19 protein-coding genes are annotated in these 19,852 nt (G+C 62.0%); 6 read left to right on the top strand and 13 right to left on the bottom strand.

The window, feature by feature from the left end:
- Positions 1-61 precede the first annotated feature (61 nt).
- From imuA to AC07RZ_RS05010, 3 genes are read left to right on the top strand one after another with little or no spacing between them, the layout of a single operon-like run.
- Complete coding sequence (gene imuA / locus AC07RZ_RS05020) at positions 62-835, top strand: translesion DNA synthesis-associated protein ImuA (RefSeq protein ID WP_494667134.1); 774 nt, start codon at positions 62-64, stop codon at positions 833-835.
- Positions 768-2,240, top strand: a complete 1,473-nt coding sequence (locus tag AC07RZ_RS05015) for a Y-family DNA polymerase (protein ID WP_494667133.1) — start codon at positions 768-770, stop codon at positions 2,238-2,240. Before imuA ends, AC07RZ_RS05015 begins: the two co-directional genes overlap by 68 nt.
- 6 nt (positions 2,241-2,246) lie before the next feature.
- Positions 2,247-5,414 carry an error-prone DNA polymerase gene (locus AC07RZ_RS05010; protein ID WP_494667132.1) on the top strand — a complete coding sequence of 1,056 codons (3,168 nt, stop codon included), beginning with the start codon at positions 2,247-2,249 and terminating at the stop codon, positions 5,412-5,414.
- Positions 5,415-5,417: 3 nt separating this feature from the next.
- Here the strand turns inward: AC07RZ_RS05010 and AC07RZ_RS05005 are convergent, their stop codons facing one another.
- From AC07RZ_RS05005 to AC07RZ_RS04955, 11 genes are all read right to left on the bottom strand, one after another.
- Positions 5,418-6,803: an MFS transporter gene (locus AC07RZ_RS05005; RefSeq protein WP_494667271.1), complete on the bottom strand. Its 1,386-nt coding sequence runs from the start codon at positions 6,801-6,803 to the stop codon at positions 5,418-5,420.
- A 103-nt stretch (positions 6,804-6,906) separates the two neighbouring features.
- Positions 6,907-7,536, bottom strand: a complete 630-nt coding sequence (locus AC07RZ_RS05000) for a glutathione S-transferase family protein (protein WP_494667131.1) — start codon at positions 7,534-7,536, stop codon at positions 6,907-6,909.
- Between the two features lie 69 nt (positions 7,537-7,605).
- The gene (locus tag AC07RZ_RS04995; RefSeq protein ID WP_144737088.1) at positions 7,606-8,298 is read right to left on the bottom strand and encodes an HAD family hydrolase; all 693 of its coding nucleotides are present in this window, start codon (positions 8,296-8,298) and stop codon (positions 7,606-7,608) included.
- 135 nt (positions 8,299-8,433) lie between these two features.
- On the bottom strand, positions 8,434-9,783 hold the full coding sequence (locus AC07RZ_RS04990; RefSeq protein WP_494667130.1) for a sensor histidine kinase: 1,350 nt from the start codon (positions 9,781-9,783) through the stop codon (positions 8,434-8,436).
- On the bottom strand, positions 9,773-10,459 hold the full coding sequence (locus AC07RZ_RS04985; protein WP_494667129.1) for a response regulator transcription factor: 687 nt from the start codon (positions 10,457-10,459) through the stop codon (positions 9,773-9,775). The genes AC07RZ_RS04990 and AC07RZ_RS04985 overlap by 11 nt, the downstream gene beginning before the upstream one ends.
- Before the next feature lie 14 nt (positions 10,460-10,473).
- Positions 10,474-11,265, bottom strand: coding sequence for a MipA/OmpV family protein (locus AC07RZ_RS04980; RefSeq protein ID WP_494667128.1), 792 nt, complete (start codon positions 11,263-11,265; stop codon positions 10,474-10,476).
- A 153-nt stretch (positions 11,266-11,418) separates the two neighbouring features.
- Positions 11,419-12,330, bottom strand: a complete 912-nt coding sequence (gene rarD, locus AC07RZ_RS04975) for an EamA family transporter RarD (RefSeq protein ID WP_494667127.1) — start codon at positions 12,328-12,330, stop codon at positions 11,419-11,421.
- A 25-nt stretch (positions 12,331-12,355) separates the two neighbouring features.
- Positions 12,356-12,556, bottom strand: coding sequence for a hypothetical protein (locus tag AC07RZ_RS04970; RefSeq protein ID WP_041742042.1), 201 nt, complete (start codon positions 12,554-12,556; stop codon positions 12,356-12,358).
- Positions 12,557-12,703: 147 nt separating this feature from the next.
- A complete protein-coding gene (locus AC07RZ_RS04965) occupies positions 12,704-13,183 on the bottom strand; it encodes an OsmC family protein (protein ID WP_494667126.1) in 480 nt (159 codons plus the stop codon).
- 116 nt (positions 13,184-13,299) lie between these two features.
- Positions 13,300-14,316: a transporter gene (locus AC07RZ_RS04960; RefSeq protein WP_494667125.1), complete on the bottom strand. Its 1,017-nt coding sequence runs from the start codon at positions 14,314-14,316 to the stop codon at positions 13,300-13,302.
- Between the two features lie 86 nt (positions 14,317-14,402).
- Entirely contained in the window at positions 14,403-15,062 is a 660-nt protein-coding gene (locus AC07RZ_RS04955; protein WP_494667124.1) for a methyltransferase family protein, read from the bottom strand.
- Between the two features lie 456 nt (positions 15,063-15,518).
- On the opposite strand from AC07RZ_RS04955, the gene AC07RZ_RS04950 reads away from it, so the two are divergent.
- The gene (locus tag AC07RZ_RS04950; RefSeq protein WP_494667123.1) at positions 15,519-15,839 is read left to right on the top strand and encodes a hypothetical protein; all 321 of its coding nucleotides are present in this window, start codon (positions 15,519-15,521) and stop codon (positions 15,837-15,839) included.
- 23 nt (positions 15,840-15,862) lie between these two features.
- Here the strand turns inward: AC07RZ_RS04950 and AC07RZ_RS04945 are convergent, their stop codons facing one another.
- Positions 15,863-17,545, bottom strand: a complete 1,683-nt coding sequence (locus tag AC07RZ_RS04945; protein WP_494667122.1) for a glycoside hydrolase family 28 protein — start codon at positions 17,543-17,545, stop codon at positions 15,863-15,865.
- Positions 17,546-17,684: 139 nt separating this feature from the next.
- A complete protein-coding gene (locus AC07RZ_RS04940; RefSeq protein WP_494667121.1) occupies positions 17,685-18,500 on the bottom strand; it encodes a hypothetical protein in 816 nt (271 codons plus the stop codon).
- Positions 18,501-18,680: 180 nt separating this feature from the next.
- On the opposite strand from AC07RZ_RS04940, the gene AC07RZ_RS04935 reads away from it, so the two are divergent.
- Positions 18,681-19,325 (top strand): hypothetical protein, encoded by a 645-nt coding sequence (locus tag AC07RZ_RS04935; protein ID WP_494667120.1) that lies wholly within the window; start codon positions 18,681-18,683, stop codon positions 19,323-19,325.
- Positions 19,280-19,849, top strand: a complete 570-nt coding sequence (locus AC07RZ_RS04930) for a GTP-binding protein (protein WP_494667119.1) — start codon at positions 19,280-19,282, stop codon at positions 19,847-19,849. Before AC07RZ_RS04935 ends, AC07RZ_RS04930 begins: the two co-directional genes overlap by 46 nt.
- Positions 19,850-19,852 lie beyond the last annotated feature (3 nt).

Here is a 19,852-nt window from a genome sequence, read left to right as displayed (position 1 = left end):
GAATTTATACTGTATATACATACAGTATAATATAAATCTCAGTCTTGTCTTAAAGCTTGCCATGTTCATATCCACCGGTACATCCAGCATTTCCGCCGCCGCCCAATCGGTCGTGGCAGCCTTGCCGCATGCCTTGTGGCGCGCAGACCAGATGGGTTCCTACCAGGGCGTGGTCACCGCCTCCGGCCATCCATCCCTCGACCGTGAATTGCCGAACGGCGGCTGGCCGCATTCGGCATTGATAGAGCTGCTGCTGCAACAGGCCGGCTGCGGCGAAATGCGCCTGCTGCAGCCGGCGCTGATGCGCATCGCCAGCCAGCGCCGGATCGTCTTGCTGCAGCCGCCGCATCTGCCGCAGATCGCGGCCTGGGACGGCGCCGGCCTGGCCAGCGGACAGCTGCTGTGGATCAAGGCGGCGCGCAGCGCCGATGCGCTGTGGTCGGCGGAACAGGTATTGCGCAACGGCAGCTGCGGCGCGCTGCTGCTATGGCAATCCCATGTCCGGGGCGAGGCTTTGCGCCGCCTGCACCTGGCGGCCCAGGCCAGCGACACCCTGCTGTGGCTGCTGCGGCCGCTGAGCGCCGCCCACGAATCCTCGCCCTCGCCTTTGCGGCTGACATTGCGGCCGGCGCGCAACGGGGTCGAAATCCAGCTGCTCAAACGCAAGGGGCCGCAACACGAACAAGCGTTTTACCTGCCGCTGGCGGCAACCGTGGCCCCGGCCACCGCTCCAGCCGTTCCGCCACCTTCTTTTGCCGTACCCGACCATGACACTCTGGATAGGCATACACCTGCCGCTGCTGGCGCTGGAAACATTGCGCCCGCGCTGGTCTGAGCCCTGCATGCTGGCGGTGCTGGAACATGACCAGGTGCTGGCCATGACGCCCGCCGCGGCGGCCAGCGGCGTGCGCCCGGGCATGCGCCGCGGCGGCGTGCTGGCGCTGGCGCCGCAGGCTTTGTTATGCGAGCGCGATGCGGCGCGCGAACAAGGCGCGCGCGACGATATCGCGCTGGCCCTGCTGCAATACACGCCGGAAGTAGCGCATGCCGAGGAAGATTCGCTGCTGCTCGACATCAGCGCCAGCCTGAGCGCTTTCGGCGGCCGGCTGGCGCTGTGCCGCCGCATCCGCGACAGCATCCAGGCGCTGGGTTTCACGCCGCACATCAGCATGGCGCCAACCGCCCAGGGCGCGTGGCTGCTGGCCCGCCATCGCCGCCGCATGCAACGCCGCAGCCTGCGCCTGGCCAGCCTGCAGCGGCGGCTGGATCGATTGCCGTTCGCGATCCTGCCGGCGGCGCGCGCCCACCAGGAATGGCTGGCCGGCATCGGCTGCCAGACCCTGGCCGACTTGCGCAAGCTGCCGCGCGCCGGGCTGCAGCGGCGCAGCGACAAGCACATCCTGGACACCCTGGACCGCGCCTACGGCAGCGCACCCGAAATTTTCGAATGGGTGCAGCCGCCGCAGGCATTCAGCGCCTGGCTGGAGCTGCCGGACCGCATCGAACATGCCGAGGCGGTACTGTTTGCGGCGCGCCGCCTGGTCTTGCAAATGATCGGCTGGCTGGTAGCGCAGCAGCTGGCGGTATCGCGTTTCCTGCTGTCGCTGGAACACGAACGCGGGCGCCAGGCAATCGCCCCGACGCCGCTGGAAATCGCGCTGGGCGAACCGGCCTGGCATGAAGAACACCTGCTGCGCCTGCTGAAAGAAAGGCTGGGCCGGCTGCAACTCGATGCGCCGGTGATCGCCTTGCGCTTGCAGGCAACCCAGGTAGCGCCGATGCTGCCGCCGACCGCCTCCCTGTTTCCCGAGCCAGGCGGCACGCCCGGCGCCTATGCCCGCCTGCTGGAGCTGCTGAGCGCGCGGCTCGGCAGCGAAAACGTCTTGCAGCCGGCGGCGCTGGCCGACCACCGGCCGGAAGTCGCCAACGCCTGGCAGGCGGCCGGCGACGGCCTGTGCCGCCAAACGCCAGGCGATGCATTGCCTCGGCCCCAGCCACAGCGGCCATTCTGGCTGCTGCAGCAGCCGCTGGCCCTGATGCTGCGCAAGCACCGGCCGTTTTATGGTTCGCCGCTGCGCCTGCTGTCAGGGCCGGAGCGGATCGAATGCGGCTGGTGGGACGGCCCGCCGACCGTGCGCGACTACTTCGTGGCGGAAGGCGAAGAAGCCGCTTGCTACTGGATCTACCGCGAGCGCGACGGCGATGACATCCGCTGGTTCCTGCACGGCCTGTTTGCCTGATTGCCTATGGACGAAAATCCTTCGCTGGCGCCGCCGTCGATCGTATTGCCGGAATACGCCGAGCTGCAGTGCGTCTCGAATTTCAGTTTCCTGCGCGGCGCTTCGCATCCCGAGGAACTGGTGGAGCGCGCCGTCCAGCTCGGCTACGCGGCGCTGGCGATGACCGACGAATGCTCGCTGGCCGGCGTGGTGCGCGCCCATGTCGAAGCCAAGAAACATGGACTGCCGCTGCTGATCGGCAGCCAGTTCCAGCTGCACGAGGCCGACGGCAGCCCGGCGTTTTCCCTCATCGCGCTAGCGCAAAACCGCGAAGGTTACGGTAATCTTTCGGAACTGATCACGCTGGCGCGCAGCCGCGCCGGCAAAGGCCATTACCTGCTCCGGCCGCAAGACTTCGACGCGCCGGACAGCGCCGACGCCCACCTGCGCCAGCTGCCCGATTGCCTGCTGGTCCTGCTGCCGGCTCATGGCGTCGACAGCGCAACGCTGAACCGCCAGGCGGCATGGCTGCGCAATACTTTTCCCGGCCGCGCCTGGATCGGCATGACCATGCTGCACCAGGCCGGCGACGAGCGCCAGCGCGCCGTGATCGAGCAGGCCGCGCAGGCGCTCGGCTTGCCGGTAGCCGCTACCGGCGATGTCTGCATGCATCGCCGCTCGCGCAAGCCGCTGCAGGATACACTGGCTGCGATCCGGCTCGGCAAGACTGTCGCTGCCTGCGGTTATGCGCTGGCGCCGAATGCCGAACAGCACCTGCGCGCCAGGCTGCGGCTGGGCAACCTGTATCCGGCGGCGGCCTTGGCCGAAACGGTAAGGATCGCCGGCATGTGCAGCTTCTCGCTGGATGAGCTGCGGTATGAATATCCGGATGAAATCGTGCCGCCGGGACATACTCCGGCCAGCTATCTGCGCCAGCAAACCTATATCGGCGCACGCAGCCGCTTCTCCGACCAGATCCCGGCCGCAGTGCAGCGGCAGCTGGAAGACGAACTGGACCTGATCCAGGAGCTTGGATATGAAGCGTATTTCCTGACGGTCTACGATATCGTCCAGTTCGCCCGCAGCCGGGGCATCTTGTGCCAGGGCCGCGGCTCGGCGGCCAACTCGGCGGTCTGCTACTGCCTCGGCATCACCGAAGTCGACCCGGCCCAGAGCACCTTGCTGTTCGGCCGCTTCATCAGCCGCGAGCGCAACGAACCGCCCGACATCGACGTCGATTTCGAACACCAGCGGCGCGAAGAAGTGATCCAGTACATCTACGAAAAATACGGCCGGCGGCGGGCGGCGCTGACCGCGGTCGTGATCAGCTACCGGCCGCGCAGCGTGCTGCGCGATGTCGGCAAGGCGCTGGGCGTCGACCCCGGCCTGGTCGACCAGGTCGCCAAATCGCAGCGCTGGTGGGACGACAAGCAGCAGCTGCAGCAGAACTTCGGCGAGCTCGGCATGGCTGCCGATACTGCGATTGCCGAACAATGGGCCGAGCTGTCGCATACCCTGATGGGCTTTCCGCGCCACCTGTCGCAGCACCCGGGCGGCTTCGTGATTTCGCGCGGCAAGCTGTCGCGCCTGGTGCCTATCGAAAACGCGGCGATGAAAGACCGCAGCGTGGTGCAATGGGACAAGGACGACCTGGACGCCCTGCGCATACTGAAGGTCGACGTGCTGGCGCTGGGCATGCTGTCGATGCTGCAGCGGGCGCTGGCGATGGTGGCGATGCAACGCGGCGAAACGTTCGAGATGAAAGACATCCCGCGCGAAGATCCCGCGACTTACGACATGATCTGCCAGGCCGACACCATAGGCGTGTTCCAGATCGAAAGCCGGGCCCAGATGAGCATGCTGCCGCGCCTGCGGCCGCGTAAATTCTATGACCTGGTGATCCAGGTTGCGATCGTCCGGCCGGGGCCGATCCAAGGCGGCATGGTTCATCCTTTTCTGCAAAACAGGAAAAAAGATCCCAACGACATCGTCTATCCCAGCGACAAATTGAAAGAGGCGCTAGAACGAACCCTCGGCATCCCGATTTTCCAGGAACAAGTCATGCAGATCGCCGTGATCGCAGCAGGTTTCACCGAGGGCGAGGCCGACAGCCTGCGCCGCTCAATGGCGGCCTGGAAGCGCAAAGGCGGCCTCGAAAAATTCGAACGCAAGCTGATCGACGGCATGACAGACAGGGGCTACGACAAGAGTTTCGCCGAAGCCATCTACAGCCAGATCCAGGGCTTCGGCGAATACGGCTTCCCGGAAAGCCACGCCGCCAGTTTCGCCCTGCTCGCCTACGCCAGCTCCTGGCTCAAATGCCACGAACCGGAAGCGTTCCTGGCGGCGCTGCTGAACAGCCAGCCGATGGGATTCTATTCGCCGTCGCAGCTGGTGCAGGACGCGCGCCGGCATGGCGTGGAAGTGCTGCCGGTCGACATCAACGTCAGCAACTGGGAGGCCGCCCTGGAATCAACCTCGGCGGCCAGGCCGGCAGTCAGGCTGGGCTTCAACCTGGTGCGCGGACTGAGTTCCCGCGATGTCGACGAAATTGAAGCGGCGCGCGCGGTGCGGCCGTTCGCCGACCTCAAGGACATGGCCTTGCGCAGCGGCCTGCAGCGCGACCAGCTGCAGGCGCTGGCGGCCGCCAATTCGCTCGCGCCGCTGGTCGGCAACCGCCGCCAGGCGTTATGGCAGGCGCTGGTCAGCGCACCGGACAAAGGCTTGCTCAGGCAGGCCCAGGTGGCGGAAGACGAATTGCTGCTGGCGCCGCCGACGGAAGGAGAAAACCTGCTCAACGATTACGATGCGCTGGGCCTGACCCTGGGGCGCCATCCGCTGGCGCTGCTGCGCCCGCAGCTCAATGCCCAGCGCTTCAGGCCGGCCGAGGTGCTGAATACTTTCCGCAGCGGCCAGCTGGCGCGGGCCTGCGGCATCGTCACGGTGCGCCAGCGCCCCGGCACGGCCAAGGGCGTGGTGTTCGTCACGCTGGAAGATGAAACCGGCACTGTCAACGTCATCGTCTGGCCCGACCTGGCAGACAGCCAGCGCAAGGAACTGCGGGGAGCGAAGCTGATGGGCGTCAATGGCACCTGGCAGTCCCAGGAGGGCGTAAGGCACCTGGTGGCCCAGCACCTGATCGACATGTCGCCCATGCTGGGCAAGCTGTACACCAGCAGCCGCGACTTTCACTAAAATTCAATCAGGCTGCGCCGGTTTTGGATGCGGCATGTGCAGGTGGTCGGGATGCCGGTCCAGCAGCTGGTCGATGCCGGCGCCCGGATCTTCGCTGCCGTCTTCCTGGATCGCCACCTGGCGCTCGCGCGCGCTGTCGTCGGCCAGGTCGCGCTTGCGCTGCCAGTTCACCGCCGCCAGGCCGCCCACGCCCAGCACCGCCAGGCAAGCGGCGGGAACCAGCATCGGCGTGACATTGCTGTGCGTGAGCTTGCCCACGTAAGGCATCAGGTTCTGCCCGAAAAACCCGCCCAGGTTGCCGATCGAATTGATCGCCGCGATGCTGGCGGCAGCGCGGGCGCCCTGGAAGAATTTCGGCGGCAAGGACCAGAAACAGGGATACAGCAAGGTGATGCAGGCGCCGCCTATGACCAGGGCGCCGAAACGCAGCGTGTTGGAATCGAGCAGCGCGCTCGAGGTAAAGCACAGCAAACCCAGCAAGCCGATGACGGCGATCGCCTTGAACACTACCCGGTCATGGCGCAGCTTGCCCGGCAGCCACAGCAACAGCAGCACCGCCAGCCCCCACGGCATCATGTTGAGCAAGCCGTTGATGGTGGAGCTGACGCCGAAGCCCTTCACCAAGGTCGGCAGCCAGTAAGTGACGCCATACAGCGAAGTCGACATCAGCATGTAGGTGGCGGCAAACAGCAGCACGCGCAAGTCCCACAGCGCCGCCAGCGGATTGCCGCGGGTGACGTTGGCCGGCGTATCGCGCTGCATCATGTCGTTCAGCTTGGCTTTCTGCGCGGCCGACAGGAATTTGGCTTCATCGATGGAGCCGGGCAAGTACACCATCACCACCAGCGTCAGCAGCACCGCCGGCGCACCGGTCGCAATAAAGACCCATTGCCAGCCGGCCAGTCCGAGCGTGCCGTTCAGGTTCAGCAGCAAGCCGCCGACCAGGGCGCCCAGCATGTTGGCCAGGGCGCTGCCCAGCGTAAATATCCCCAGCACCCGGGTGCGGTATACCTGGGGGAACCACAGCGTCAGGTAATAGATCACGCCAGGATAAAATCCGGCTTCGGCTACGCCCAGCACGAAGCGCAGCACATAAAACATCGGCAGCGAACTGGTGAAACCCAGCAGCATGGTCACCGCGCCCCAGGTAAACATGATGCGCGCCAGCCAGACCCGCGCGCCGTATTTATGCAAGGCCAGGGTGCTGGGGATCTCGAACAGCAGGTAGCCGATGAAAAACAGGGACGCGCCGAGGCCGTAGGCCGCCTCGCTCATGCCCAGCGCATGCACCATTTCCAGCTTGGCGAAACCGACGTTCTGACGGTCGATGAAAGACACCAGGAACATCACGATCAGCAATGGCATCAGGCGCCATGCCACTTTTTTCATCAACTGGTCTTCAGACAGCTCGGTTTGTGACTGCACGTTGGGTCTCCATATGTTTTAGCATTTTGCAAATGACGATGAAAGCATCGGTAAAAATCCGGAAAATTCAATTATCCCAGTGGCGCCGCCACACCGGCGCCACTTTCGGATCGGCTTGCACCCTCTCGACCAAGGCGAAGAAAGCGGGCCGTACCCGCGCCAGGTGCGACCGCGCGCCCGACCACTTGGAAACCACGGCAGCCATCAGGTCGAGCAGGCCGAGCGAAGCGCCGTTCAGGAAAGGAGATGCAGGATACGTGTCGGCGAAAATTTCCCAATAACTGTGCAGGCGCGCACGCGCGCCTTCCCGGATCTGTTCTTTCACAGCATCGTCGGCATTGACGCACCAGCGCTCGGGGAAGTCGATCACGCCGATCGCGGCGTAACAGTTGGCGGCGATATACACCAGGCCCCTGATGGCCTGCGCGCGCTGGGTTTCAGCGGCAGGCAGCAACCCGGCCGCGGGATGGGCCAGGCCGAGATGGAGCAGGATCGCCGCGCTTTCGGTCAGGATGCTGCCGTCCGGCAGCTGCAGGGTAGGAATCTGCCTGAGGGGGTTCAACTGCTGCAGCTCGTCGAGCGCCGAGCCGGGCTCCCAGGAAGCGGCCTCGACCAGCCGGTAAGGCAGTCCGGCCAGTTCCAGCGCCAGCTCCGCCACGGCGGAGCCGGAGCCCTTGAAGCCATACAATGTGTACATGTGCCCTGTCCGATCCATCTTTTGGAAGATAAATTCTAACAGGGAGTGGCGCCTTGCAGTAGCGCCTTGTCAGGCGCTATCCGTCAAGCCCATGGCGTGCCGCACGCGTCCGCACAGCTCTTCGGGCGAGCGCGAGATGATTTCTTCCGGCACCAGGAATTTCTTGATCAGACGCTTGTAGCTTTCGAAACCGTAGGAAACCATGAAAGGATGCATGCCGGAGCCGATCGCGGCCAGGTAATCCTTATGCTCGTCGCCGGCAATATAGGCGCGCGCGGGATTGATGTCGAGGCGCTCGCGGATGGCGCGGAATTCCTGCATCTTTTCCAGGTGCAGCGGGATGTGGGCGAAAAAATCGAGCGCATCGAGATCGATGCCGTGGCGCCGGAACAGCAGCCGCAGCGTCTCTTCCGGCTCGTTCGTCATGTTGCGCGTCACCAGGCCGACGGCGATGTCCGGCGCGGCGATCAGGCTGCGCACCAGGTCCGCGATGCCAGGATACAGTTTGGCCTCTTCCCGGTATACCTCGGTCAGGGTGGCGATCAGCTGCTTGCGGCTCTGCTTGCCGATCTGTTTTTTCAGGTTGGAGGGAAACTCTTTCAATCCGCCCAGGTATTTGAACAGGCGGCGGCGCTTCTGGAACCTTTCCTCATCGCCGATCTCCATGCCGTGGCGGGAAAACGTCTTGTCGATGGCGCTGTAGGCATCGATAGTGGTGCCATCCGCATCGAGGATGATTAATCGTTTGCTATTGTTGTACATGGTTTATCCGTCAAGGAAAGCGATCGCAGCGAGGCGGCGGCCGCTCTGAGCGCCGGTTGCAAGGCATCAACTTATAGCAGTCTTATGACAGGACGATGACTTTGACGGAAGCGCGGTTGCCGGCGCCCGCAGGAATCAATGGAATGCGACGATGAATTCCGCCCCCGGGCGCTGGTCGTGCTTGACCAGCAGGCGCCAGCCGTGGGCATGTGAAATTTCCCTGCAGATCGACAACCCCAGGCCGGCGCCTTCGTCGCGCCGGTTCGGACCGCGCCAGAAACGCTTGAACAGCAACGGCACGTGGTCCGCGGCAATGCCCTCGCCATGGTCGCGCACCGAAATCTGCTCCGGCGTGACCGTGACGACCGCGCTGGCGCCGGCCGGCGAATGATGGAGGGCGTTTTCCAGCAGGTTCTTGACCAGTACAAACAGCGCGCCGCCATCGGCCAGCAGCAATACCTGCCGAGCCGGCGAATGCAGGACGATGCGCACGCCCAGCCGGTCCGCCAGCCGTTCCAGGTGCTCGACCGCGCTCACCGCGACTTCGCCGGCGTCGAGCTGCTCGAACACAAAATTCTTCTGGTCGCTCACTTCAGCCAGGTGCAGCAGCTGGTGCACCTGGCGCGCCATGCGGTCGACGTCTTTCAGGAGCAGCTTGCGGTCGGCCACGCCATCGAGTTCGATCTGCCCGCGGATCAGGGCCAAAGGGGTCTTCAGCTCATGCGCAACCGTCGCCAGGAATTCCTGCTGCAGCCGATAGCCACGCTCCAGCCGGTCCAGCGCCTTGTTGAATGCGTCTATCAGCGGCACCAGCTCTTGCGGCACGTCCACCGTGGACAAGCGGGAGCCCAGGCGGTTGAATTCAATCTTGCTGGCCGCATCCGACGCCACACGCAGCGGGCGCAGCGCGCGGTTGAATGTGCCCCACACGACACCGGTAAATACCAGGATGGCGACAATCACCGCGACCCCGGAGGCCATCATGAAACTGGCGCTGTCGCTGCCCATGATGGCCTGGTGCATGCGTTCGCTCCGCGCCACCTGGATATAGTAGGTCTTGTCGCCGTGGAAAACGGCTTGGGTAAATACATGCAATGTCAATCCCGAACGCCGCAGGACCAGGCCGCCATCGGCCGCGGTTTTGGGATCGAAACGCGTGCCTTTGGCAAACAGGGGGATGCCGGCGCCGTCGGAGGCGGCCAGCACGGCGCCCTTGTCATCCAGGATGCGGTAGATGGAGTCGTCTTTCAAGGCTTCATACAGCAGCTGCATTTTGGAATTCAGGTCGACCCCGGTCAGTTTGCCCGAGGCGTCGAAGCGCATCTTTTCCTTGATCTTGTCGACATGCCTGAGCATCTCCTGCTTCAGCAATATCTCGGGCTCCCACTGGAATACCGCAGCCAGGCCCGCGGACACCACCAGGGTGATGACCACCAGCGTAGCCGCGGCAGAGACAATCAGTTTTTTCGACAAGCTATAGCGCATTGGGCAGTTCCTGCAACGCAAACCCGTAAGCCCTGACGTTGGCGATCTCTACAGTGGAATCGATCGCCAGCAGTTTTCGCCGCAGCCGGTGCAAAGCGACATCCAGCGCGTTAGGGGTGACCGCATCGCCCACGCCCCAGGCCGCCATTTCCAAGGCGGTGCGGCGCACCGGCTGCCCGCCCGCGCGCACCAGGCTCAGCATCAGCTGCAATTCCGATGGCGCCAGCGACACCGCATCGTCGCCGTTGCGCATGCAGCTCGTTTCCGGCAACACCTGCAAGCCGAGATAGGCTGGAACCAGGCTTTGCAGCTGCGGCGGACGCCGCATCAGGGCGCGCACCCTGGCCACCAGTTCCTCCATCGAAAACGGCTTGGGCAGATAGTCGTCGGCGCCGGCCTCCAGGCCGACTACCCGGTCATGCAAGGCATCGAGCGCGGTCAGCATCAGGCATGGCGCCAGCACGCCCTTGCTCCGCAGCTTGCGCACCAGGTCAAGCCCGTCGCCGTCCGGCAAGCCGCGGTCGATCACCAGCGCCGCATAGGGAATGCGGGTAAAGCCGTCGGCCGCATGGTCGATGCGGCCATAGATATCGACTTCGATGCCGACCCCAGCCATCGCCTGGCGAATCAGCTGCGCCATCCGCTCGTGGTCTTCCAGCAAGCCGATCCGGTTCATGGTTGGTATCGTATCTAGAATTTATAAAGGTAACCTACCCGCACGCTCACGGCCGACGACTTGTCGACCAGCGGGCTGTCCTTGATGCCGGTGCCGCGCTGCAGGTCGCCGACGTCGAGCATGATCATCTGGTTGCGTGTGAGCGGATAGTCCGCGCGCACGCCAAACTCGATGTTGGCCGTCGATTTGCCAGTATAAGCCGGGCGGCCTGCGATCGCTTCGCTTGCCTTGACGCCGTAATAATAATTGACGTACTTGCTGTCCATCCAGGTCGTGCTCAGGTGCGGCGTCAGCTGGAAAGCGCCCACGGCAAACGAATGCTCGGCGCCGAGTTTCACCGTGTTGCCCTTGGTGCTGCCGGCAGTCAGCCACTCCAGCGACAATTTCGCATAGGGATTATCCCAGGTCCCGGCCACGCCGCCCCAGGCACTGCCCTTGCGTTCGTCCATGCCGCGCAATGCCTCCGAATCGCTGCTTTTGTAGCCGTCGTTCAATGCATATTTGGCACGCAATGTAAAACTGAACTGGTCGACCGATCCCAGCTTGAAATCAAGCGTATTGCCGAAGAAATGGATCCAGCGATTTTCATACAGCACCAGCGGCAAGACCGAGACATGATTGCTGACGCCGCGATAGGGCCGGCTTTCAGAACCGAGGCCGATGCCCAGCCCCCATTGGGAAGCGTCGGCGGAATACGGCTCCTCGGCCAGGACCGGATCGGCATGACTCAAACCTGCCGCGGCGCTGAAAGCCGTCCCGATTATCGCTGCCAGCGCTAGCCGGCAGGAAGACTTGAAATGATGCATGTTGACTCCACAAGATGATTGAACGAATGAACTGCTGCCGACAAGCATGTTCAGCCATAAGCTCTTACCACTTACTTACTGGAGTCTTTAAAACGGGAATATTTGGGCGGACTTGCGGAGATTGGCGGGTGCGTTTCTTGGTTGACAACGCGCTTAACCGCCGCGCCGCGCAGCCCGCTCCTTGCGCAACAGGCGCACGCTGTGCAGCGCCGTCAGCAGCACCGCGCACCAGATCGGGATATAGGTGGCCAGCTGTCCCGGCGCCATCGACTCGCCGAGAAAGACGATGGCGACGCCGACCAGCAATACCGGCTCGACGTAGCCGAGGATGCCGAACAAGGCCATCGGCAACAGCCGGCTGGCGCCCAGGTAAGCGCCGAGCGCGACCGTGCTCAGCAAACCCAGCCCCGGCAGCAGGAACAGCCACATGTCCGGCCGGTGGGCAATCACGCTCCAGGAATCGCGCGCATACAGCATGACGGCCGCCACCGGCAGCAGCAATGCCATCTCCAGCGCGAACGCCACCACCGGATCGGCATTGATCTTGCGGCGCAGGACAAAGTAAGGCGGATAACCGAGCGCCACCACCAGCGTCGGCCAGGCAAAGCTGCGCGTCAGCCACAGCTCGTGCAGCACGCCGGTCACGGCGCAGGCGACTGCCAGCCATTGGAAAACATCCAGCCGTTCGCGATAGTAGAAACGGCCGACCAGCACCATGGTCAAGGGCAGCAGGAAGTATCCCAGCGAGACTTCCAGCGCGCGGCCATGCAACGGCGCCCACAGGAAAATCCAGAGCTGGACGCCGAGCAGCGCCGCCACTACCGCCAGTGCCGCACAGGTCAAGGGTTCGCGCGCCAGGCGCTGCAGCAAGGCGCGCGCCTGCGGCAGGCGCTGGCGCAAGACCAGCAGGGCCAGCGCGCCGGGCAAGGTCCACACCACGCGCCAGGCGAAGATGTCGAGGCCGTCGAGCGGCGCCAGCAGCTTGGTGTAGCCGGACAACAAGGCGAACAGCATCGAAGCGCCGACCGACAGGCCGATGCCGCTCCCTATTTCATGTTGGCTCATCGGGCCGACCGCACCTCGGCATGCATCACGCCAGCGCTTCCTTGGCGGCTTGTTCCGGCGTCAGGCCGTCATAAAACTGGTCGGTAAACCATTCCACCTGTTCTTCGATATGCTCTTGCGCCTGTTCCAGGGTCGCGCCGCCGGCCACCAGGAAACCTTCGACTTCAATGCACCAGTTAATCAGCGCCAATGTTTCCGGGTCCAGCTCTTCATTCTTCTTTGCCATCATTTTTCCTGTGTAAACGTCGTATCGTGGCAGTTTGACAATGCTGCCGCATGCCAGCCCCTGCCTGCGCGGCAAACCTGCGCCGCCGGTATTCTACCCGCCTCCGCGCCGGCCAGGATAAGGATCGCCGGATTGCCGAATCGGCGCTTACGACGCGGCATGGCTCCAGCTGCCCTCGATCCTGATTTCGCTTTTCACGGAACGCGCCAGGAAACATTCTTCGTGCGCCTGGTGGTGCAAATGGCGGAGCACCGCGTCGTCCGGGATCTTGGCGCCGGAAAAGGCCACCGCCGGCGCCAGCTCCACCAGCGCGATCCAGCTCTTGCCATCCGCCGCCCGCTCCATATGTCCCTTGGCCTGGTCGACATAACGCTCGACCAGGTAGCCGGCGCTGCGTGCGATGTCCAGGAACCACAGCATGTGGCAGCTCGACAAGGAGGCCACAAACGCCTCTTCCGGATCGACATTGGCCGGATTCGACAAGGGCGCCCTGACCACATGCGGCGAACTCGATGCCGGCACCACGGCGCCGCCGTCGAATTGCCAGCGGTGGGCGCGGCTGTAACGGTTATCGGTGAATACGGCATCCGCGCGTTCCCACTCGATGGTGGCGACATGGATCGACATGGCATTTCCTTCAGGTTTGGATTGACAAGTTTCTGCGCGCACGATGATACCGAAAATTTTCCAATGCCGTGGGCAGCCCGCTCATATCGGCGCACATTGCCGAAGCCGGGCCGGCGTCACTCGTCGCCGCGCTTCCTGAAAGCCAGCCAGCCGGCCACCGCAGTGAAGGTAGCGACAATGCCGGCGATGATCCAGAATCCTTGAGGATCTTGCCCCAGCGGGATGCCGCCTACATTCATGCCAAGCAGGCCGGCGATGATGTTGATCGGCAGCGCCAGCACCGTGACGATAGTCAGCACGAACAGGCTGCGGTTATTGCCCTCATTGACGCGCGCCGCGATTTCTTCCTGCAGCAGCTTGATGCGTTCCTGCAGCGTGGCGATTTCGTGCAGCACCATCGAAAATTCTTCCGTGGCGTGGCGCAGCTCTTGCGAATCGATGTCGGCCACCCAGTTCGGCGGCCGCTGCAGCAGGCGGAACAAGGCCGCCGGTTCCGGCGCCAGCAGGCGCTGCAGGCGCACCAGCACGCGCCGCAGCTGACCCAGGTTGGCGCGTTTCTGGTTCTGCTTGCCGGCCAGCAGGGTGTCTTCTATGCCGTCGACCCGCTGGATGGCGTCGCGCACGATCTTCGACAGCACCTCAGCCTGGTCGCGCAGCAGATGGGTCAGCAGCTCGATCGAGGAACGGATCGGTTCACCGTTCTTCACTGCGTTGCGCAAGCGGTCGACGGCCTTCAGCGGCTTCAGCCGGGCGCTGATCACAACCTGCCGGTCGACATTCAGGAACAGCGTGGAAATGTCCGCCGGATCGAATGAAAAATCGTGCAGCACATCGTTGACCACCGCGATCAGCATATTGTCGACCAGTTCGATGCGGGTCGAGCGCTGGCCTTCGTGCAGGGTTGCGTAGAATTCGTCGCCCAGCGCGGCATGCTTCCTCAGCCACTTTTCGCTGGCGGTGTTGGCCAGGTTAAGGTGCAGCCAGATGAACTGGCCGGGATGCTGCTCGCGTGCAGCCAGCCACTGCTCCGCCTGTTTCGACTCGATTGGCCGGCCTTGCGCGTCGGCGTCGAATAAAAAACCGCATACCAGGCCGGTCTGGTCCGAGCCGTAAGGCAGTGTCACGGTCTGCATCGCTTCCCCCATCAACCCAAACGCACAGTTTATCGCAGGCGGTCGATTCGCAGCATGCCCGTGAGGCAGAAACCAGGCCAGGCATCCTAATAAATCCCGGGAATCAGGCGCGAAGTGCGAGCACGGTAGGCATCGTACCCGGCGCCGAACTGGCTGCGCAGCAGCGCTTCCTCGGCGCGCATGCGGGCCAGCAGCGGCACCAGCATGAGGGCGGTGAGCAGTACGCCGAGCCCGGAACGGAAAACCAGGGACCAGCCCAGCGCGTTCACCAGCAGGCCCAGGTAACTGGGATGGCGGATAACGCTGTATATGCCGCCGGTGACCAGCTCATGCCCCGGCTGGATCGCCACCAGGCCGCTGAAGCGGCGTCCCAGGATGAAAACCGGCCACAGCCTCAGCACGCCGCCGGCGATGAACAGGACAACGCCGGTCCAGCGCAGCGCATCGCCGCCGAAGGTCCAGAAGCCGATGCGGTCGGAATACGCCGGCAGGTAAGCTTGCAGCAGCCCGATCAGCCCGACGGCGGGAATGATCCAGCGGTTGCCGCGGTCCTCGCGCTCGCCGGAACTCAGGTTGGCGCTGGTGAAGAGCGCCGCGCCGGCCAGCGCCATGAATGCGGCGGCGGTGACAAGCAAGGCCGGCCGCGAGAAAAAGGCGTCAAATCCGCCCTCGCCGAGGATGGCGAGCCAAAGGTAGGCAAGGCTCGACACTATGGTGAAGATCGCCAGCCTGGGTGTGAGCTGCATGAGCGCCTCCCTGAAGTGAACCTTCTTCATTATAGCGACGCGGGGCCTTGCCCGAGCCTGTCCCGCCTAGTTGTGGATCGGCAGCGCCAGGCCGTTGCTCAATATGACGCCGACGAACAGCGCGCAGACAAAAGTCGGCAGTTCAAACGCGGTCCCGTTCAATTTGATGAAGTGTCAAAAAAAACGGCGTGCAGGATTGGTTGCCCGGCGTAATTGTGCACGAAATCGTTACCTGGATGATGTTAATTTTGAATGTTTTTATTGTATGAAAAATCCCACAAATATCGTCACTCCCAGGATTTTTACCTAACAATTTTTAACAAACCATTGTTTTTTTTGAAAACTAAATTAGCATATGAACAATTGTGAAAAATTAATCAAATCAATGGCCTAGGAGCCGGAACAAGCACCCGGCCGCGGTAGTGCCGCGACCCGTAATATTGGAAGGCAAGTACAGTGAGAACCAAGGATCTTAGTACATTACAAACGTTGTTCTGTTTCGTCGCTATCTCCCCCGGCATCTGGTATTTCTTCTGCGACGGCATTGAAGTGATGGCAAGGCAGAATACGCGCGCCATCGACAGGAATGTGGCGTTCCAGACCGTCGCCCAATATCACAAAGCCAAACGCAACGGCCTGGCAAAAGTCGCCTGCGCCCAGGCAGGCGCGGCATCGACCTCGTTCCTGCGGGCGAACGATGAAAAAGACTATGAGGTATGGAAAAACACCGAGCGATCGGAGTGCAAGATCGCCGGCATAGAAATGGCGTCGAAATAGCGCGGAAACCGGGCCGGCAGAATCTAGAACGGTGACATCGAGGATGGGAAAGGCACGAAAGCCTGGCTGCAGTCGATTGCCTGCTGGCCGTCTTTCGGCGCCGTGACCACCGTCACGTTATTCGCAGCGGAAGGTGCGATCGTAAAGTTGACCGGACCGGGCCCGACAGTAAACTGTGTGTTCGACGGCGGCGTCGGGCCGCCGTTGTGCGGGCTATTCGATATCTTCGGCGTGGAATCGAACATGACGTTATCCAAGATGATCTTCAGCGGATTGACCGTGCCGTTGAAAGCATAGCCGTTGAAGGTGAGCGTGCCGCCGCCGTATTTTGCGCTGCCGAGGTAATGGAAGCCGCTGACCGCAATGTCGTGGAAATCCGGCGCCAGGGTGTGATTGCCGGCGCTGTAGTAAGGATCGAATATCATCGGCTCCTTGACGTTACGCATGCAGATCTGCCGATAGCTGATGTTCTTCACCGTGCCGCCGCGGCCGTCGTCCGATTTGATCCGTATGCCGACGCTGTTTTGAGAATCCTGGCCATCGATCGACAGATCACGCATCTCGATGCCGTCTACACCCGAATTCGTCTCGCTGCCGATCGACATGCCATGGCCATAATAGAAGTGGCTGTGGACAATCCGATGCGACAGAGCCGGCGCCGGTCCGCTCGCCTTGATCGCGATATTGTCATCGCCGCCGCTGAAATAAGAATAGGCGATCAGCACATTGCTGGATTGGCCGGGATCGATCCCGTCCGTATTTTTCGTGGTTTCCGGCGTAAAGCAGGTGCTTGGCGAAGTAGCGGGCGTTGTCGGATCCGGGCTGCTCCCGGCCGGACAGGCATAACCCGGCCGGGAGTAAGCCAGGGTCGGCGTCAGGATTTTCACGCCCCAGGCAGTAAAACCGCTTACCGTATTAGGCACCACATGGAATGCCGGCGCATTCTGGACGGTAATGCGGTACAGCGTGAAATTGCTGCCGCCAAAAACCTGGATCAGGCGCGGATTGTTCTGGTTCTTGCCCGTCGACTTGTTCAGCATGGCGACGTCCCACCAAGTCATTGCTCCCGCGTTGGCGCCTGACGTTAATACACTGCCGCCACGCCCATCGATGACGCCGTCGCCCACTACTCCGCTATTTTGTGTCTTGCTGGCGGTGATCAAGGCATTGCAGGACTTGCCGTCACCGGCAGCGGTACCGCAATTGCCGGCGCCGGTATCGAAATCCGCCGGACTGCGCGACGCGAACAAGGTCACTCCCTGATCCACCCAGAGGGTGACGCCGCTAGCCAGGGTCAACGGGCCGGAAAGAAATGCGTTCTGGCCGCTGCTGCCGGTAGTCAGCTTGACCGCTTGCCCGGCGGGGCAGCGGGAGATTTCTTTTTGAATCCGCGCGGTATCCGGATTGGAATTGCTCAAGCTGGCGTCGACAGAAGCGGGCAACAGGCCGCCCGCCTGGGTAAGGCCCGCGACCAGGGTGGCGCACACGGTTCCAGGAAGCTGCGGTTCGGGCGGGAGCGCCGCATCTACCGTTGAAGAAACACCATTCGATCCGGTTGAAGTACCGCCTGTTCCGGTTGGCGTGCCGCTTGTTCCGGTTGGCGTATTGCCGGTACCCGATGAGGTAGTGCCGGTCGCCGTTGCGCTACCGCTTGAACTGGAATTCTCCCCGGCGTTATCGCCGCCGCCGCACGCGCTCAAAGCCATGCCAGCCAAAATTGATACACACAGCAGCTTCATAAAACCAGGCATCGTATTTTCCAAAAAATCAAGATAACCGGAACATCAGCTTTTCCTATCCGGCAAAAAGGGATTCAACATTTACATCGGGATGTGGCCGCCCTGGTCAGAAAGGCAAGAATTCCGTCTTTGACCCGCCCCTGCGGCTTCCCATGGAAACCATGTGCTTGCAAATCCATGCGTAGTGCGCCTGGATCTCGCCAAGCAGGCTGGCATACCGCGCTTCAATTTCCCGAAGCAGCTGGCCGGCCCTCTCCCGCACGGAATTTTCCAGATCCCCATGGTTTTCCAGCGCGTCGAAAATGTCCTCGGCGAGCCTGTCATAAAAATGGAATTGATGCTGGCTGCCGCAAATACGCTCCCACTCTTCGCGGAAAATCGCATCGAAAATCAGGCTCTCTACGAATCGCGCGGCGCTGGTCGTTTCATCCAGGTCGAAAGAACGTAGTATTTGCGCCAGCAACAAGGCGTCGTCGTCTGAAATTTTCTGTGCCATGTGGTCTGCTCCATCGATCCCGACAAAACGCGATAATTCGCAAGGTTTACAATCCGCTACACAATCCGTTAACAAGCTGGAAATTCCGGCTCCGGCCGCCTGCGGCGCCAAGATGATTTCCTGGCGCCGATAATGAACAATGCGAAAGAATGTTTCAATCAGGCAATCCTGAATTTCGGGTAAGCATTTCCTCCAATCCCGGTATCGCCAGCCAGCGGCAGGTCTCAAAAAAACCGGCGCCGTGCGCCGCAAATGCTTGCGCCAATCGATCTCCACGGCAATTACGGTTTCATGGCCGGCGTAAGGAATTCCCGACAAGGCGCTTCCCGGATCCTGCGCAAATATCAAGATCCCCTGATAGCCCTGCTCCTGCACATTGCTTATTCTTGCGGCAAGTTCACCGGCCGATGGGCATGTCTTTTGCACGACGCCGTCCCTGCAAAAAACCGGGGCTAACGATCTAGCGCATCTTCAAGGGGAAAACCATGCCGCATCCGCCAGCAGAAAATATTCCGGCATCCGCCCGGAACGCCATCCATCGATATGGTTGCCGCGATGCGTAAGACTGTCTTTATTTCTGTCAAACACCTCGCTGAAAAAGAACTGTTGCGCTATGAACTCCTGATGCAGATAGCGGATGAAAAGACCGTATTCCGCTGGCTTCCGTCCGACTCCAGGTTTGCCTCGGCAGCGCTGCTCGACCCGTCCACCTTCAATCCCCTGGAGGCGCTGCCGGCCAACTGCATCTGCATCTGGGTTTCGGCATCCCCCGATCATCCTGCCGGCAAAGGCGACATGACCTTGCCGGCCGATTTCCGCCTGCCGGACCTGATCAATGTACTGGACCGGGCGGCCTTGCGGATACTCGACATGAAGACCGGGACAAGCGGCCTGGGCGATGCGCCCGCCCCCCTCTCCCAAAGCACTTATCGCATCTCCAGGTGGATCAGCCTGGAGCACGATTTTTCGGCTGTCCATTTCCAGAAAATCCTAGCGGTCATGACCAAGCAATCCGTCGACTGGCAGTGGCTCCTCGCATACGGCGGCTTGTCGGAACGCGACGCCTATCTGTTTCTTGACGAACTGAGAAAGAAAGAAGTGCTGGTCGAACAAAGCAAGCTGCCGGCCGCCCAAGAACCGGCACAACAGTTCCCCCCTGGCCAGAAGGAAAGCGGCGTCGGATTATTTGTCAAGAAAATCAACCAGTGGCTGGGCCGGACCCGTTCGCAAGAGCTGGAGACAACCCGATAGTGTGCATACTGAGAATTGTCCTTCTGGGGCCGATGGGCATAGGCAAAACGACAGCCATCCGCTCTTTGTGCGGAGACCTGATGGTCGATTGCGATGTTCCCAACATGGATCCCGCCTCCTCAGCCAAGACCAGCACGACCGTAGGCGCCGATTTCGGCGTGGTAGACCTGGATGGCGGCGAACAGCTGCATATCTACGGCAGCCCGGGACAGGACCGTTTCGACTTCATGCGCGGCTGGCTGCTCTCCATGGCAATCGGCGTCATCGTCATGATCGACGCCAACGACGCAGATGCTATCCACACGGCAGAGCAATATCTGCGCACCGTCTATTCCGTTTCCGAAACCATGCCGTGCATGCTGCTGCTGGCGCGCCCGGTCAGCATCGAGGACAGCAACCGGTTTGCGTCGGCGCTGACCGGCGCGCTGGGCATGGCGGTTCCTATGATCACCGCAGACGTACGCGAAAAATCACAGATGCTGGATGCACTGGACGTATTTTCATCGCTGCTGATAACAATATAAATT

Source organism: Collimonas sp. GW821-FHT07E08 (assembly GCF_059418905.1).
This window is presented reverse-complemented; position numbering and strand designations above follow the sequence as displayed.